This window comes from Porticoccus sp. W117 (assembly GCF_030341905.1).
In the GTDB taxonomy this organism is placed as follows: Bacteria; Pseudomonadota; Gammaproteobacteria; order Pseudomonadales; family Porticoccaceae; genus SCSIO-12696.
This window is the reverse complement of sequence record NZ_JATAAF010000006.1, coordinates 111,547-127,368: the sequence shown is the minus strand read 5'-3', so window position 1 is coordinate 127,368 and position 15,822 is coordinate 111,547. Positions and strand designations below refer to the sequence as shown.

Annotated in this window: 17 protein-coding genes; 14 read left to right on the top strand and 3 right to left on the bottom strand. The window is 54.6% G+C overall.

Annotated features, from left to right (window positions below):
* The 9 genes from QSV34_RS06665 (at position 1) to sbcB (ending at position 9,964) form a co-directional block, all read left to right on the top strand.
* A complete protein-coding gene (locus QSV34_RS06665) occupies positions 1-903 on the top strand; it encodes an ABC transporter permease (protein ID WP_289153084.1) in 903 nt (300 codons plus the stop codon).
* Between the two features lie 215 nt (positions 904-1,118).
* Positions 1,119-1,937: a methyltransferase domain-containing protein gene (locus QSV34_RS06660; RefSeq protein ID WP_289153082.1), complete on the top strand. Its 819-nt coding sequence runs from the start codon at positions 1,119-1,121 to the stop codon at positions 1,935-1,937.
* A 39-nt stretch (positions 1,938-1,976) separates the two neighbouring features.
* Complete coding sequence (locus QSV34_RS06655) at positions 1,977-2,555, top strand: HD domain-containing protein (protein ID WP_289153079.1); 579 nt, start codon at positions 1,977-1,979, stop codon at positions 2,553-2,555.
* Between the two features lie 57 nt (positions 2,556-2,612).
* Complete coding sequence (locus tag QSV34_RS06650) at positions 2,613-3,890, top strand: APC family permease (RefSeq protein ID WP_289153077.1); 1,278 nt, start codon at positions 2,613-2,615, stop codon at positions 3,888-3,890.
* A gap of 144 nt (positions 3,891-4,034) precedes the next feature.
* The gene (locus QSV34_RS06645; RefSeq protein WP_289153075.1) at positions 4,035-4,676 is read left to right on the top strand and encodes a urate hydroxylase PuuD; all 642 of its coding nucleotides are present in this window, start codon (positions 4,035-4,037) and stop codon (positions 4,674-4,676) included.
* A gap of 167 nt (positions 4,677-4,843) precedes the next feature.
* Positions 4,844-5,596, top strand: a complete 753-nt coding sequence (locus QSV34_RS06640) for a hypothetical protein (RefSeq protein WP_289153073.1) — start codon at positions 4,844-4,846, stop codon at positions 5,594-5,596.
* Between the two features lie 38 nt (positions 5,597-5,634).
* Positions 5,635-7,152 carry a fumarate hydratase gene (locus QSV34_RS06635; protein WP_289153071.1) on the top strand — a complete coding sequence of 506 codons (1,518 nt, stop codon included), beginning with the start codon at positions 5,635-5,637 and terminating at the stop codon, positions 7,150-7,152.
* A gap of 184 nt (positions 7,153-7,336) precedes the next feature.
* Entirely contained in the window at positions 7,337-8,347 is a 1,011-nt protein-coding gene (locus tag QSV34_RS06630) for an OmpA family protein (RefSeq protein WP_289153070.1), read from the top strand.
* Between the two features lie 195 nt (positions 8,348-8,542).
* A complete protein-coding gene (gene sbcB / locus QSV34_RS06625; RefSeq protein WP_289153068.1) occupies positions 8,543-9,964 on the top strand; it encodes an exodeoxyribonuclease I in 1,422 nt (473 codons plus the stop codon).
* A gap of 238 nt (positions 9,965-10,202) precedes the next feature.
* Here the strand turns inward: sbcB and QSV34_RS06620 are convergent, their stop codons facing one another.
* The 3 genes from QSV34_RS06620 to flgA all read right to left on the bottom strand — a co-directional run bounded on the left by QSV34_RS06620 (position 10,203) and on the right by flgA (position 11,847).
* A complete protein-coding gene (locus tag QSV34_RS06620) occupies positions 10,203-10,682 on the bottom strand; it encodes a flagella synthesis protein FlgN (protein ID WP_289153067.1) in 480 nt (159 codons plus the stop codon).
* Positions 10,683-10,696: 14 nt separating this feature from the next.
* Complete coding sequence (flgM, locus tag QSV34_RS06615) at positions 10,697-11,023, bottom strand: flagellar biosynthesis anti-sigma factor FlgM (RefSeq protein ID WP_289153065.1); 327 nt, start codon at positions 11,021-11,023, stop codon at positions 10,697-10,699.
* A gap of 116 nt (positions 11,024-11,139) precedes the next feature.
* Positions 11,140-11,847: a flagellar basal body P-ring formation chaperone FlgA gene (gene flgA, locus QSV34_RS06610; protein ID WP_289153063.1), complete on the bottom strand. Its 708-nt coding sequence runs from the start codon at positions 11,845-11,847 to the stop codon at positions 11,140-11,142.
* Between the two features lie 263 nt (positions 11,848-12,110).
* Between flgA and flgB the strand changes: the two genes are divergently transcribed.
* The 5 genes from flgB to QSV34_RS06585 all read left to right on the top strand — a co-directional run bounded on the left by flgB (position 12,111) and on the right by QSV34_RS06585 (position 15,816).
* Entirely contained in the window at positions 12,111-12,503 is a 393-nt protein-coding gene (gene flgB / locus QSV34_RS06605) for a flagellar basal body rod protein FlgB (RefSeq protein ID WP_289153061.1), read from the top strand.
* A gap of 26 nt (positions 12,504-12,529) precedes the next feature.
* On the top strand, positions 12,530-12,940 hold the full coding sequence (gene flgC / locus QSV34_RS06600; RefSeq protein ID WP_289153059.1) for a flagellar basal body rod protein FlgC: 411 nt from the start codon (positions 12,530-12,532) through the stop codon (positions 12,938-12,940).
* 13 nt (positions 12,941-12,953) lie between these two features.
* The gene (locus QSV34_RS06595) at positions 12,954-13,640 is read left to right on the top strand and encodes a flagellar hook assembly protein FlgD (protein ID WP_289153058.1); all 687 of its coding nucleotides are present in this window, start codon (positions 12,954-12,956) and stop codon (positions 13,638-13,640) included.
* A 42-nt stretch (positions 13,641-13,682) separates the two neighbouring features.
* Complete coding sequence (flgE, locus tag QSV34_RS06590) at positions 13,683-14,948, top strand: flagellar hook protein FlgE (protein WP_289153056.1); 1,266 nt, start codon at positions 13,683-13,685, stop codon at positions 14,946-14,948.
* A gap of 130 nt (positions 14,949-15,078) precedes the next feature.
* Positions 15,079-15,816, top strand: a complete 738-nt coding sequence (locus tag QSV34_RS06585; RefSeq protein WP_289153055.1) for a flagellar basal body rod protein FlgF — start codon at positions 15,079-15,081, stop codon at positions 15,814-15,816.
* Positions 15,817-15,822 lie beyond the last annotated feature (6 nt).

Below are 15,822 nucleotides of genomic sequence, written 5' to 3'. Positions count from 1 at the left end.
GTGGTAAATAACAATTCTCCATTAGTGCTTGCCTTGCGCCGCTTTACTCGCCACAAGCTGGCCATGACCAGCGGCATGGTGTTGCTGGTGATGATTTTGTTGGCCCTGTGTGCGCCCCTGTTCGAAATCTGGCTGGGAGTGGGTGCCAACGATGTGAATTTATTAAACCGCTTGCAAGGGCCGTCACTGGCTCATCCATTGGGCACCGATGAATTGGGTCGCGATCAGTTTTTGCGATTGTTGTACGGCGGTCGCGTGTCGCTTTTTGTAGGTTTTACCGCGGCGGTATTTTCGGTGGTGATCGGCACGGTGATCGGTTTGACGGCGGGCTACTTTGGCGGCCGTGTCGATGCGTTTTTAATGCGCATGACCGACAGCTTTATTGCCCTGCCGGGTTTGCCTCTGTTGATTGTGATTGCCGCTATCGACCTGAGTAAATTGGGGTTGCCCGATGCCTGGGTGCAGTCGGAAAGCGTCAGCCTTTATCGCATTGTGTTTATTGTCGCCCTGTTGGGTTGGACTGGCGAGGCGCGCCTGGTACGCGGCGCGGCCCTGAGCCTGCGGGAGCGTGAGTTCGTGATGGCCGCCAAAGGCGCCGGCGCTAGCCACCGACACATTATGTTCCACCATATTCTGCCTAACCTGTTGTCACCGATTATCGTCGCCGTGACCCTGTCGATCGGTGGGGTAATTTTGGTGGAGTCGGCATTGAGTTTTCTCGGCCTCGGTATCCAACCGCCAGTGGCCAGCTGGGGAAATATGCTCACCAACGCCCAGCAATTAATTTGGGAAGCACCCATGCAGGCGGTGTACCCCGGCCTGATGATTTTTATCACGGTGATTGCGTTTAATTTTTTGGGGGATGGTTTGCAGGATGCTTTTGATCCCAAAGCGGAATATTGATCGGTAAGTCATCCCCGCGAAGGCGGGGATCCAGAAGTTTCTCGTCATCGCGAGCGCAGCGTGGCGATCCAGCGACCTTGCTTTTAAATCAGTTATTTAAAGACTCTGGATTGCCACGCTGCGCTCGCAATGACGGCTTTGGAGTTTATCCCAGACTGCAGCGCGCGAAGGCGGGAATGGCATTGATCAAATGAAATATTTTTAATGAGGTAAAAATGATGACACAGACAGACATTTACCACTGGAGTGAGGTGGATAAGTCACCGTTAGCGGAAGACTTTGTGAATTACCTGGACATGGTAACTGCCCTGAAAGGCACTCAGGAAAGGAAGCATGAAAGCTATCAGGTGATGGGCGCCAAAGAGGGTGGCAGTTATCTGGATTTAGGCTGTGGCACTGGTGACGATGCCATTGAGTTGGCGAAAATTGCCGGCCCCAGTGGACGGGTGGTGGGTGTGGATAACAGTGCTGTGATGATTTCTGAAGCCCAGCAAAAAGCTCAAAAAGCGGGTGTTGACGTAGAGTTTTATCAAGGCAGTGGTGAAGCGCTGGAATTTGCTGACAACAGTTTTGATGCATGTCGCGCTGACCGGGTATTCCAGCATTTGCCAGATCGCAAAGTGGTATTGGCGGAGATGATTCGCGTGACTCGTTCCGGGGGTAGAGTGTTAATTAACGACCCGGATTACGGCGGTCGTATGGTGGATGGCTACAACAGGGAACTCACCGATAAAATTTTAACTTTTATGAATAATCGGGTTCGCAATCCCTGGGCTGGGCGGCAGAATTACCGCTTGTTAAAAGAAGCCGGGTTGTTGGAAGTGGCATCCTCTCCAAGGTTGAGCGCCAGCACAAATTTTGAACGTGCCAAAAGACTGGGCCGCTTTCCCGATGCTGCGCGGATCATGCAAGAGCAGGGCGTGTTAACCGAAGAAGAGGCAAATACCTGGATTGCCGATATGGAACGGTCAGCGGAGGCCGGGTATTTCTTCTGTGTGGTGGCCAGTTTTATGGTGTGTGGAGTGAAGCCGTAGTTGGAGGTATGGTGTGTTGTAGCAAAGGAGGGGACAGGTATGAAAACAAATTTCAAATCATTTACTGAAAGCACTCAGGAAGACTGGCAGATAATTGTTGGCGAACAAAAGAAGTTTATGGTTGGCCTGCCGGATCGTATTTTGCAGCACATGCAGTTGCTTGAAAATGACTATGGTGGCTTTCCTGTAGACAGGTTACAGCACTGCTTGCAAACCGCAGAGCTTGCCGCAGAAGCCGGGGAAGATGACGAATATGTAGTTTGTGCTCTACTGCACGATATCGGCGACACTCTGGGTAGCTTCAACCATGCGGATGTGGCCGCTGCTATTTTGCAGCCCTTTGTATCGGAGGCCAATCACTGGATGATAAAGCACCACGCCATTTTTCAGGGCTACAACTTCTTCCACCATCTGGGCATGGATCGCAATATGCGGGACAAATTCAAAAGCTCAGAATATTACGAGCACACCGAGCGATTTGTGGCCAAGTACGACAATATCGCGTTCGATAACTCACGGCCAAAACTGTCGCTGGATGTATTTGCTCCGCTGGTGCGAAAAGTGATGGCCGCGCCCAGGCAGAGTTTGTATAAAGCAGCGCTTGATGGCGGCAACTGAATTTCTTCAGCGAATTTTTCCTTCTAATACGACTTTTTTGCACACTCCAGGAGCTCTATGACAAACGCTCAATCGTTACCCCGTTCGGTGGGTTTTTGGGGCACCACGCTATTCTCGGTAAATGGCATGATCGGTTCCGGGATTTTTGCCTTGCCGGCCATTCTGGTGGCAGCGGTAGGCAGTTTTGCGCCCTGGATGATGCTTTTGGGAGCGGTGCTGATCTTGCCCTTGACCATTATCCTAGCGACGCTTGCAGCGCGTTTTGACGCACACGGCGGGCCTGTGCTTTACACGCAGGCGGCGTTTGGTTCCTTTGTTGGTTTTCAAACCGGTTGGTCTCGTTACGCATCGGGCGTGGTAGCGGTTGCGGCGAATACACAGGTTGCCGTTGCCTACCTGGCGGTGCTTTTTCCAGTGTTGGAAGACCCCCTCATAAATGTCAGTGCTGTGATTGGATTTATCGCGTTTACCACCATCGTCAATATTGTTGGCATGCGTACATCGGTTGGCACGCTTGGGGTGATGACTGTGATTAAGTTGGCGCCCATTGTCATCTTGGTGTTGGTGGGGCTGGTAACCCGCGACCCTGCCATTGGCTTTCACTTGCCCGAATTTACTGAGGTGGAAAGCGTTATTCTGCTGACATTTTATGCCTATATGGCGTTTGAGAATGCGACCTTTCCCGCCGGAGAGGTACGTAACCCCAAACGCAATATTCCACTCGTGCTAATAACCTCGCTGTTTGCCGTCGCTCTGTTTTATATGCTGGTGATTTGGACTTACCTGGCGATCGCCCCTGAGGTTAGTGGTAACGAAAGTGCGCTGGCGGCAGCGGCAGGGGAGTTGTTTGGGCAAACCGGGGTGGTGATTATTTCGGTGGCGGCGGCGTTCTCTATCGGCGCAAATACGTTGTCGGGCGGTACAGTTACCCCGCGCCTTACCTATGGCATGGCTGAGCAGGGTACGCTGCCAAAAGTCTTTGCCTATGTGTCGTCACGTTTTCAATCACCTTATTTCTCTATTCTGTTTTATGGCGCCGCCGCGATTCTTTTCAGCCTGTGGGGCGGTTTTGTGGTTTTGGCATTGGCAAGCACACTGTCAAGAATAGTGATGTACCTGTTAACGGCTTTTGCGCTGCCGGTTTTGCAACGAAAAAACAATGAGAAAACCTCTTGGTGGCATTTGTTGATGGTGTTGCTGGCAGCAGCGTCGACAATTTGGGTGGCCAGCCATGCCAGTGGAGAAGCCTATCAAATGCTTGGGTTTATTCTGGCTGTGGGCACGGGCCTTTATTTTTTGGCCGTGCGGAAAAACTTGCATGAACCGGGCAAATGATCGAACCAGTTCAAAAAATATCTGCTGTTACCTTCCAACATGTTATGCCGCAATTTTTGTAGTTTGCCTCCCCAGCGACTAGAATCCATGCAGGATACGGATTGACCTAACAGTTATTACAACAATCTATCTTGGGAGGTACGTATGGAGCATTTACTGGAATTACTGGCCCGTTGGGGGCACGGCCTGTTCGGCGTTACCTGGATCGGCTTTCTGTATTACTTCAACTTTGTGCAGGGGGGCTATTTCAAGAAAGCATCCCCGGAAGCGCTGGCTGATGCCAAACAACACCTGGCGCCTGCCGCCCTGTGGTGGTTCCGCTGGGGGGCGATGTTCACCTTTATTACTGGCCTGTATTTGTTCGGCAGACTCGCCGGGGGCTTTAACAGCCTGATATTGGTTGGGGCCGTAATGGGTACCATTATGTTCCTCAATGTATGGCTGGTGATCTGGCCCAACCAGAAAGTTGCCTTGGGCATGGTGGAGGGTGACGCTGCCGCTGCGGGCGCCAAAGCCTTGTTGGCCTCTCGAACCAATACGCTGTTTTCCGGCCCCATGTTGCTGGGTATGTTGGGTTCTCACAGTCACGCAGGTGCTCTTGACCCCTGGTGGTCGAATGTTAACGGAAGCAGCACCACCGGCTTGATCATTATGCTGGCGATTGTGTTGTTGCTGGAACTCAATGCCCTGTTTGGCAAGCAGGGGCCACTGGCCAGTGTTAAGGGTGTGATTCACTGTTCACTGCTGTTATCTGTCGTAATGGCAGCGTTGCTGCACTATCTGTAAAGCCTTGTATGTGACGCCCTTTCGTAAAGCCGGTGCACTGCACCGGCTTTACCGTTTCAGGGTATTGTGAAACGTGCGTTATATCTCCAAAGTCGCCCCTCTTGTTCTGGGCTCGGCCAGTGTATAATCGCCGCCATTGATTCCGCTATTGATCCCACGGGGTAAGCATGCCAGACAGCAAGAACTTTAATTCTATTGTGCCGGATCAGGACGAGCGCATCGGTGCCCGTGGGCCTGCTACGCCGTCACGCCAGCCCAGAACGCGCAATTCAGCAGCCCCTGCAGCCCCTCAGAACAGTGCTTCGCCGGGTGGTTTCTGGAAGGTGTTGGTGATTCTGCTATTGCTGGTAGTGGCCGCCGGTGGCTGGTACGGCTGGCAGCAGTACCAGCAGCTGACGTCGCTGCAAGAGAGCTTCGACCAACTCAATGATCGCCTGGCCTCTACCGATGATTCACTGAGCAAGTCCGGTGATGCGCTGTTGTTGAAGATCAAGGAACAGAACGAAACACTGGAAAAGCATTGGAGCGAAATTCGCAAGCTGTGGGGCGTCTCCAATGACCGCAACAAAAAGAAGATCGAGAAAAACCAGAAAGATGTGGCGGTACACAGCAACCGCCTCGCCAAACTGGATAAAGCCACCGCCGGACTGGACAAGGTGGTGAAGCAAAGCGAGCTCAACAGCAAGCAGGTTGCCAGCATTAACAGCACTTTGCTGTCTGCCAATGTGGATATGGAAGCATTGCAGCAGCAATTGCAGGAAACCGTACAACAGCTCAACAGCATGGAAACCAGCCTGAAAAGCTGGCAGCAGCAGGTTAATGGCCGCCTGAACGAAACCGACGAAGCCATTGAGTCCATCGACGCTTACCGTCGCCAGATAAACCAACAGTTATTGCAGCTGCGCCAGGGCGGCCAGTAGACAAAGCATCAAAATTACCTTTCCAAGCCGGGGGATTTATGACCACCATTCGCCAGGACGATCTGATCGACAGCGTCGCCGACGCACTGCAATTTATTTCTTACTACCACCCACTGGATTACATCCAGGCGGTGCATCAGGCCTACCTGAAAGAAGAATCTCAGGCGGCCAAAGATGCCATGGCGCAAATTCTGATCAACTCCCGCATGAGTGCCATGGGCCATCGCCCCATTTGCCAGGACACTGGCATTGTGACCGTGTTTATGAAAATTGGCATGGATGTGCGCTGGGAAGGCAGCATGAGTGTGGATGATATGGTCAACGAGGGCGTACGCCGCGCCTATCTGCACCCGGATAACGTATTGCGTGCCTCCATTCTGGCAGACCCTGCCGGCGCCCGTAAAAATACCAAAGACAACACTCCGGCTGTGATTCACTACGAAATCGTGCCCGGCGACAAAGTGGAAGTGGATGTGGCTGCCAAAGGTGGTGGTTCGGAGAACAAGTCCAAGATGGTAATGCTCAACCCATCGGACAGCATCGTCGACTGGGTGGTAAAAACCCTGCCCACCATGGGCGCTGGCTGGTGCCCGCCGGGAATGCTGGGTATTGGCATTGGCGGCACTATGGAAAAAGCCGCTGTGTTGGCCAAAGAATCTCTGATGGATGAAATCGATATTCACGAACTGCGCGAGCGTGGCCCGCAAAATCGCGTGGAAGAACTGCGCCTGGAAATTATGGATGCGGTTAATGCCTTGGGGATTGGTGCCCAAGGGCTCGGCGGCCTGACCACTGTAGTGGATGTGAAGATTAAGGATTACCCAACTCACGCAGCATCTCTGCCCGTTGCCATGATCCCCAACTGCGCTGCTACCCGCCACGCGCACTTTGTGCTGGATGGTTCTGGCGCCGCTCTGCAAACCCCGCCAGATGTGGACCAGTGGCCTGACATTACCTGGGAAGTGGGCGATAACGTGCGCCGCCTCAATCTGGATACGGTCACTCGCGAAGAAGTGGAATCCCTCAAGCCCGGCGAAACCGTACTGCTGTCTGGCAAGATGCTCACCGGCCGGGATGCGGCCCATAAGAAGATGATTGATATGCTGGCCAAAGGCGAGCAGCTGCCGGTAGACCTGACCAACCGCTTTATCTACTACGTTGGTCCAGTAGACCCGGTGGAAGGGGAGGTGGTTGGCCCCGCAGGCCCCACCACTGCTACCCGTATGGATAAATTCACCCGCACCATGCTGGAACAGACTGGCCTGGTGGGCATGATCGGTAAGGCCGAGCGTGGCCCGGCAGCCATTGAGGCGATTCGCGACAACAAAGCGGTTTACCTGATGGCTGTGGGCGGCGCTGCCTACCTGGTTTCCAAAGCCATTACCGGCGCTGAGGTGGTGGCCTTCCCGGAAATGGGTATGGAAGCCATCTACGAATTTGAAGTGAAGGATATGCCGGTGACAGTCGCCGTGGATTCCAGCGGTGAATCAGTACACCAGACCGGGCCACAAATCTGGAAAGCAAAAATTGAGGAACGGGCGATTAGCGTCGAGTAGCTCACTTTTTCGTCCACTCTATTAACAGAGTTTGGAAAGAAAATAGAGTCCACTGAATATGGCGGAATTGTTACAAAGCGAGGATTTACATTGCCTGTACCCGCTGGTATAAATGCCGCCCATTAAAGAACGCCGCTGTACTGCTGTCTCCGGCTGGGAATTTTAAACTTGAAAGGAAATGATTATGCGTAAGCAAATTGCCATGTCTGTCGCCGCTGTGGCCTTCGCCGCGGCTGCTTCAACAACAGCCCAGGCTGAGACTGAGCACCTCTACCTGGGGCCAACTCTGGGTTACTACCACGCCGATAGCAAGCGTGCATTTAATAGTGACAGCAACGGTTCTCCGTTTGCCCAGCTCACCGGTGGTATTCGCTTCCACAACAACTGGGCACTGGAACTGGGTTACGGCAACAACATTGGTGGTAGCGACCTGGAAAAAACCGAGCTGAATGCCATTTTCTACCTTGGCGACGAGGTGGAGTACAAGAACAAGTTGCGTACCTACATTGCTACTGGTATCAGCCGTTTCAGCAGTGACGAAGCCAACCTGATCAATGGTTTTGACAGCACCTGGCAAGGCCGCCTGGGCTTTGGTTTGAGCAAGCTCTACCAAAACAATTGGGAAGTACGCGGTGATGTAAGTGTTTACCATCAGATTCGCGACGAAGGCCCACTGGATAACGCCACTGACACCGCTTTTAACCTGTCTTTCCTGAAGCACTTTGGCGAGATTGATGCACCTGCCCCGGTTGTAGCACCCACGCCTGTTGTTGAGCCAGAGCCCGTTGTTGAGCCTGCTCCTCAGCCAGAACCAGAGGCAGAGCCGGAAACCCGCACCATCACTGTTCGCCTCAATGTTGAGTTCGAATTCAACAGCGACGTGGTACGCGGCATTTACGGTGACGAGCTGGAAGCCATTGCCAACGCCATGAAAGTTCAGGAAGACATTGAGCTGGTATTGGAAGGTCACACCGATTCCCGCGGTGCTGATGACTACAACCAGGACTTGTCCGAGCGTCGTGCCAAAGCGGTAAAAGCCACTCTGGCTGACACCTACGGCATCAGTGCCGACCGCATCTCTGCAGTTGGCTACGGCGAATCCCGCCCGGTTGCCAGCAACGACACCGACGAAGGTCGTCAACGCAACCGCCGTGTGGTTGGTGAGATGTCTTACACTGAGGTTGCTCCACAGTAAGCCTCAGTTCTTAACCTGAGTTTTTACTCAAAAGCCCGAGCTTTGTCTCGGGCTTTTTGTTTTTGCGGAGCAGCTACGGGCCTCGGGCTACGGGCGACGAGCAGACTGCACGAAGCCCGTAGCCCGCTGCTCGTAGCTAATTATTTTTGCTAAAGTGCTCATGGATATCGCACCGATAATAATCAGGGAAACTCCATGCCGACGACTTTGTACTGGCACGACTACGAAACCACTTCCGCCGACCCCGCCCGCACCCGTCCTTCGCAATTTGCCGGGGTGCGTACGGATACGGACTTAAATGTGATCGGCGAGCCGCTGATGATTTATTGTCAGCCCAGTCGCGACCTGTTGCCTGCGCCGGGGGCCTGCCTGGTAACAGGTATCACACCCCAGCAAGCGGAAAAGGAAGGTGTCACGGAGCCGGAGTTTATCGCCCGTATTCACCGTGAATTGTCGCAGCCGGGAACCTGTGGGGTGGGCTACAACAGCATTCGTTTTGACGACGAGGTCACTCGCTATACGCTCTATCGCAATTTCTTTGACCCCTACGAGCGGGAATGGAAAAACGGCAACAGTCGCTGGGACATTATCGATATGTTCCGCCTGGCCAGAGCATTGCGCCCGGACGGCATTAACTGGCCGGACTACGACGACGGCTCCCCCTGTTTCAAGCTGGAAGAACTCACCAAGGCCAACCGCCTGAGCCACGAATCCGCCCACGATGCGTTATCGGATGTCTACGCCACCATCGCCATGGCAAAACTGCTGAAGGATAAACAGCCGAAACTGTATCAGTACCTTTTTGACAATCGCACCAAGCAGCAGGTGGGCAAAAACATCGACCTGGTAAACCGGCGCCCGTTTTTGCACCTGTCTTCCCGCCTGCCCAGAGAAAATGCCTACCTGGGCTTGATGATGCCCCTGGCGGTAAACCCCAGCAACAAAAACGAAATTGTCTGCGCCAACCTCAATGGGGATATTGAGCCGCTGTTTGCGCTGGACGCGGAGCAGATACGAGAGCGCCTCTATACTCGCACGGAAGATTTACCGGAAGGGGAGCAACGCATTCCTTTAAAAGGCGTTCACCTCAATCGTTCGCCGGTAGTGGCTACCGCTAAACTGCTGGATGAAGCCAGTGCCGAGCGCCACGGTATCGATTTGCCACACTGCCGGCGCAATTGGCAGCGATTGCGAGATGCTCAACTGGCAGACAAACTCACCCAAGTGTATAGCGCCCGCCGGGAGTGGACTGATACCAACCCGGAAACTTCCTTATACAACGGTTTTTTGCCAAACCAGGACAAAACTTTGTTGGCCGAAGTTCGCAACAGCTCACCGGAAGAATTGGCGGATGACTCCATTCAATTCAGTGACCCCCGTTACCGGGAACTGCTGTTTCGTTACCGCGCCCGCAATTTCCCCGACACCCTCAGCGCCGAAGAACAACACCAATGGGAAGAACTTCGCTTCGCCCACCTGAACGACCCGGAGAGTGGCTACCTGACACTGGATGCCTACTTTGAAGATATTGAGAAACGGTTGGCGGAGCCGGATTGCAGTGAGCGAGATCGGAAGATTTTGCAGGCGCTGCGGGATTGGGGGGATGAGATTCTTTAAGGGTAAAGAGTTTTAGCTGCGAGCGACGTGCTACTGGCTGCGAGCAGATCCAGCGGGGTCGTCTGGTAACTCTCACGACCACGTCATTCCCGCGCAGGCGGGAATCCAGAAACCACTGTATTTCAAACTTTAGTGCCACAGCCAGTATGGATCCCCGCCTGCGCGGGGATGACGATTCTTCTGAGTTGTTGGCTGCTGGCACAGTCTGCTCGTCGCCCGAAGCCCGTTGCTCGTGGCTTTACGCTTTTCCTATATTCCGACTCTTCGCCGCACTGCTATTGCTCTGGCCACTGGCATTGTAGGAGTGGTTGTCGGCGGGGGCGCCGCGTTGCAGGATATGTTGGGCTTGGCGAACGCTACCCTGTTCACGCTGAATCAGCATGCCCAGTTGGCGGTTTTCTGCACGGCATTGTTCAGCGGCGCTGCTGAGTTTTTGCCAGATGTCTTCAAGCTGTGAATGCTTGTTGCCAGCCAGCAGTTGTTGCATGCCTTCGCGATCGGCAGCATATCCGGCCTGGGTCAGCAGGTTTTCCCGCTGCCGGGCAGCGGCCTCCAACTGTTGCACCAGCTGGCCCTTGTGGTTGGCGTTTTCTACGAGAGATTCGGTGTCCTGCTGTTCCAGGGCTTTTCGCTCTTTGCCCAGACACTGTTGCAGTGCCTGGGTGAGCTCAAGTTCCTGTTGCAGTTGTTGTTGCAGTTGCAGGGTGTTGGTTGTCATCGATTACCGCGCTGTTATAACAGGTCGCGTTCCAGCTGGCTGAGCTTGTCGGCAATGCGCTGGGGGTCGGGTTGGTAGCTGCCGCTGGCGATGGCTTCTCGCAGCTCGGCAACTCGTGCACTGTCTACCACAGGTGTATTGGCCAGGCTCTGTTCCAGCTCTTGCAGGCGGGCGGCCTGGTCGGTCACTGTAACCGTGTCACCGGCGGCCGGGGCATCTGCCTGATTTCGCCCGTGAATGCTGTTCTCATTGGCTTTTTCCGGTCCTTTGGCATGGGCAGGCACCTTTGACGCTGGTGTGCCTAAATGACCGGGCCGTAATTGTTTGATATCGGAGTCCATAGGACTGCTCCACAAAATTTATCTGTCTGCCACTTAATGGCGGCTTTTAAGGTAAAAACTTTAGTGCCGTTTGTCCGTTAAACCGGGCGGTCAATCCACCAGCTAATCTACAGCTATTAATCTACAACTACAGCCCCCTGAGCGTCGATGGTGCCTTCCACCACTTTCTTTGAGCTCAGGTTTTGCACTCGAATCCTGTCGCCCGCGGCACCATTGGCCAGGGCTTTGCCATTCATACGCACTTCAAAATTGCGCTGCTGTGCGATCAACGTTACCTGTTGGCCGCGTTTGATCAGCGTTGGCGATTTTAGCATGTTGCGAGTGAGGGTTTTTCCAGCTGCCACAGTGCGGGTCAGTTCCTTGCCGATCAACTCCTCGTTATTTTCCAGATAACCCGCCGGAACCTGGTGCAGCGGTTGCTGCACCATGGAAAAGTCTTCGTAAGTCAGCAGGGCGCCCCGCTGTAACGGGTGGTTGGCGGTGGCCACCGCCGCATAGGCGGTAACGGTTACCGGTACGTACAGAGTCCAGGGTGTAGGGGCAGTGCAGCGTACACCGACGGTGCTTTTGCCAATAAGTTTGCCGCCAGGAGGCAGAAATACCTGCAAAGGCTGGCCGCAACGTTCCAGTTTCAGGCGCTTGTCTAGGCGACCGGGTGCCACATTGGCGGAACTGAGCCGCTGTATTTGTGGTTGCTGCAGCAGGTATTCCTTAACCGCGTTTTGGATGCTCTGCGGGGTTTGTTTTTCAGCGGCGCTGGCGATTTGTGGCGACAGCGCACTGCTGCACAACAGTATCAGTAATGGCAGATGGCGTTTGAACATCCGTTTTATGACTCTCAGCTGGGTTCCATAACCCATAAGCAAGTTGTATGCCGTGGCGCTTCAATCATGCGGCTAAATATCACTGGGCAATCCCTCTGTGGGCGGCAAAAGAGCGGACAGAGGTTGCCGCTTGCCGCCCGGTTAACGGTTTTATCAATCTTAACTTATTGAAAATAATGTAAAAATATTTTGGCATGAGGTTTGCTAAAACCGGTTGAAGGCGATGGCCACACAGGCCAGAGACAAAGCGAAAGAAAATTATTATGCCCAGCTGGATCGACAACGCACTGGATTTACACGCCCAAGCCATCGCGGTTCGCGGACGACGCGCCGAAATTTTGGCGTCCAACCTGGCGAATGCGGATACCCCCGGATACAAGGCTCGTGACATCAACTTTCGCGACGTTCTTGCCCAGGCTCGCGGCGGCTCCACTTTGCACACCACTAGCGAACGTCACTTTACCAGTGCCAGCAGCGGCTTGGGCGGTGGCGAGATTGTCTACCGCACGCCCAATCAGGCATCTCTGGATGGCAACACGGTGGAAACCCAGGTGGAGAAAGCCCAGTTTGGTGAGAACGCGGTGCGTTACCAGGCCAGCGTGAACTTTCTCAATGGCTCCATCAAAGGCCTGATGCTGGCCTTGCGGGGAGAGTAGGAGGACAGAACTATGAGGAGTAAGTCATGAGTCTATTTAATGTTTTGGACGTATCCAGCTCTGCCCTGCAAGCCCAGTCGATACGCCTGAATACCGTGGCCAGCAACATCGCCAACGCCGATGCGGTGAGCTCTTCGGCGGAAGAGGCTTATCGTTCACGCCAACCGGTATTTTCCACGGTGATGCGCGACGCTTTTAACGATTCGGTGGCCGGTGTACGGGTTTCTGAAGTGGTCACTACTGATGCCGCTCCGGTGCGCCAGTTTTCGCCGGAGCATCCCATGTCAGACGAAGATGGTTATGTCTATTACTCCAACGTCAACGCGGTAGCGGAAATGGCCAATATGATTTCCGCATCGCGCTCTTATCAGAACAGTGTCGAGGCCATGAAGACCGCCCGCCAGCTGTTGATGCAAACCCTCAATATAGGCCGATAGGCAGGAGCAGATCATGCCGGTAGAAAATCCATTTAGCAGTGTTACAGGTGTTTCCACGGCGGAAAACCTGGCCGCTGCTCGCCAGCGGGGCAGTAACGACCCCAACGACCTGGGGGTGGAAGAATTCCTCAGCCTGATGGTGGCGCAACTGGAAAATCAGGACCCAACAGACCCCCAGGACAGCAGCCAGTTTCTCGCCCAGATAGCCCAGTTTGGCACCGTGTCGGGCATCGATGAGCTGAATAATTCCATGAGTGGTCTGGTGGGCTCATTGTCTGCCAATCAGGGGTTGCAGGCGGCGTCTCTGGTGGGGCGGGATGTGATCGCCAATTACAACATTGCACCACTGGCGGAAGGTGGTGATTTCAATGGCGTGGTGGAGTTGCCCACCGGGGTTAACGGTTTGACTGTAGAGGTGGCTGATCTGGCGGGCAATCTGGTGGCGCGAGTGCCGCTGGGGCCCCAGTCCGGCGGGGTGGTGCCCTTTACCTGGGATGGTACCAATCTGGATGGCGATACGGTTGATCCCGGCCCCTACCAGGTGACCGCCACCGCTACCATCAACGGTCAGGCAGAGGCGGTTCCCGCCTTTACCCGAGTAAAAATAGACAGTGTTTCCCTCAGTGGTAGCGGCGATCCGGTGCTCAATCTGGAAGGTGGCGCCACCATGCGACTGTCTGAAGTTCGCGAGTTCTACTAACAGTACTAATCAACGAATCCTATAAAAACAGGAGAGTAAGTTATGGCCTTTGATACCGCAGTATCCGGTTTACAAAGTGCGTCCGCAGAGCTGGGGGTGATTGGCAATAACATCGCCAACAGCGCTACAACTGGCTTTAAAACGTCGCGGGCGGAATTTTCCGATCTCTACGCATCGGGACTATTGGGTTCTGGCTCAAACGCCATTGGCCGCGGTGTTAGCCTCAGTGCGGTCAGCCAACAGTTCACACAGGGCAATATCAGCTTTACGGAAAATTCCCTGGATGTGGCCATTAACGGCAACGGCTTTTTTATTCTCAACGACTCCGGTACCGAAGTATTTACCCGTGCCGGTCAGTTCGGTATCGATCGTGATGGCTTTGTGGTGAATAACGAAGGCCTGCGCTTGCAAGCGTTCCAGTCAGATACGGCCGGCGCTATTTTGCCGTCCATTGGTGATCTGCAACTGGATACCGGGTTGATTGAACCCCAGGCTACTACCCAGGCCGAGATTGTCTCCAATCTGGATTCTCGCGAGTCGGTACCTGTCACTGCCTGGGGTGGGCCTTTTGACGCTTTCGCTACACCGCCTACGGCGCCCACAGCGGATATGTACAACAACTCCACCTCTACCACTGTATTCGACAGCCTGGGTAACCCTCATATTCTCAGCACCTACTACGTCAAGTCCGCTACCGCTAACCAGTGGCAGGCTTACACACTGGTGGATGGCGTCTCCACTTCCGGCCCGGAAACCCTGCAATTTGATCAGGCAGGTGCCTTGGATCCCAGCGGTGGCGTGACTTCACTGACTATTACCGGTTGGGCGCCGCTCAATTCTGATGGCACGCCATCCGGTGCATTAGCCCAGAACTTTACCGTAGATGTGTCCCAGACTACTCAGTTTGGTAGCAACTTTGCGGTCAGCAATATCAACCAGAACGGTTTCACCAGTGGTCAGCTGCGGGGCGTTGAGATTGACCCCACTGGTGTAGTGTTTGCCCAGTACAACAATGGCCAGTCCCGCGCTTTGGGGCAGGTGGTATTGGCGGGCTTCTCCAATACCCAGGGCTTGCAGCCCCAGGGCGGTAGCATCTGGACAGAAACCTTCAGCTCTGGCCCGCCCACCCGTAACCCTGCCGGTGACGGTGGCCTGGGTGTGTTGCAGTCCGGCGCTCTGGAAGACTCCAACGTGGAAGTCACCGAGCAACTGGTGGCCATGATCGTCGCCCAGCGCAACTTCCAGGCCAACGCCCAGGTTATCCAGACCGAAGATGCGGTGACGCAGGCGGTCATTAACCTTCGTTAATGATGTGAGACGGGAGACGAAAGATGAGAGACGATAAAACCAGTATGGGCTTCGCCAAGAGTTGTGGAGGTGCGGGTAACCACCCCGTCTCCCATCTCCCATCTCCCATCTCCCGCCCGGAGGGCAACTAATGGATCGTCTGCTATATGTGGCTATGAGTGGCGCTAACAGCGCCCTTCGGGAGCAGGTGCACACCACCAGTAACCTGGCCAATGCCTCCACCACCGGCTTTCGGGCGGATTTGGCGTCACTCAGCACCACTGCAGCCAACGCCAGCGGCACCCGCAATTATGTGCAGCTGTCTGGCGCCGGTGCAGACACTCGCAACGCCCACATCGAGAGTACCGGCCGGGATCTGGATGTGGCTGTCAACGACGGTGGCTGGCTGGTGGTGCAAACCCCGGAGGGCGGTGAGGCGGTGACTCGTCGCGGCGATTTGCAGATCGATCCCTTTGGGCGCATGACCAATGGCGCCGGCGAGCCGATTATGGGCGACAACGGCCCCATCGCGATTCCGCCTTTTGCCAGTATGGAGATCGCCCCGGACGGCACTATTTCCATTGTTCCCCTGGGGCAGGACGCCACGGCCCAGTCGGTGGTGGATCGCCTCAAGCTGGTGCGGGTGGATGACCCCAGCCAGTTGCAAAAGGGCCTCGACGGTTTGCTGCGTCACAAAGATGGCATTGAGCTGGTGCCGGATGCCAGTGTGCGGGTGATTCCCGGCGCCCTGGAAGGCAGCAACGTCAACGCGGTGGCTTCCATGGTGAAGATGATCGAGCTGTCGCGCTCCTTTGAAACCCAAACCAAATTGATGCAGATGGCCTCGGAAAACGACCGTGCCTCTGCGGAACTGATGAAAGTTAGCTAGAGGGCT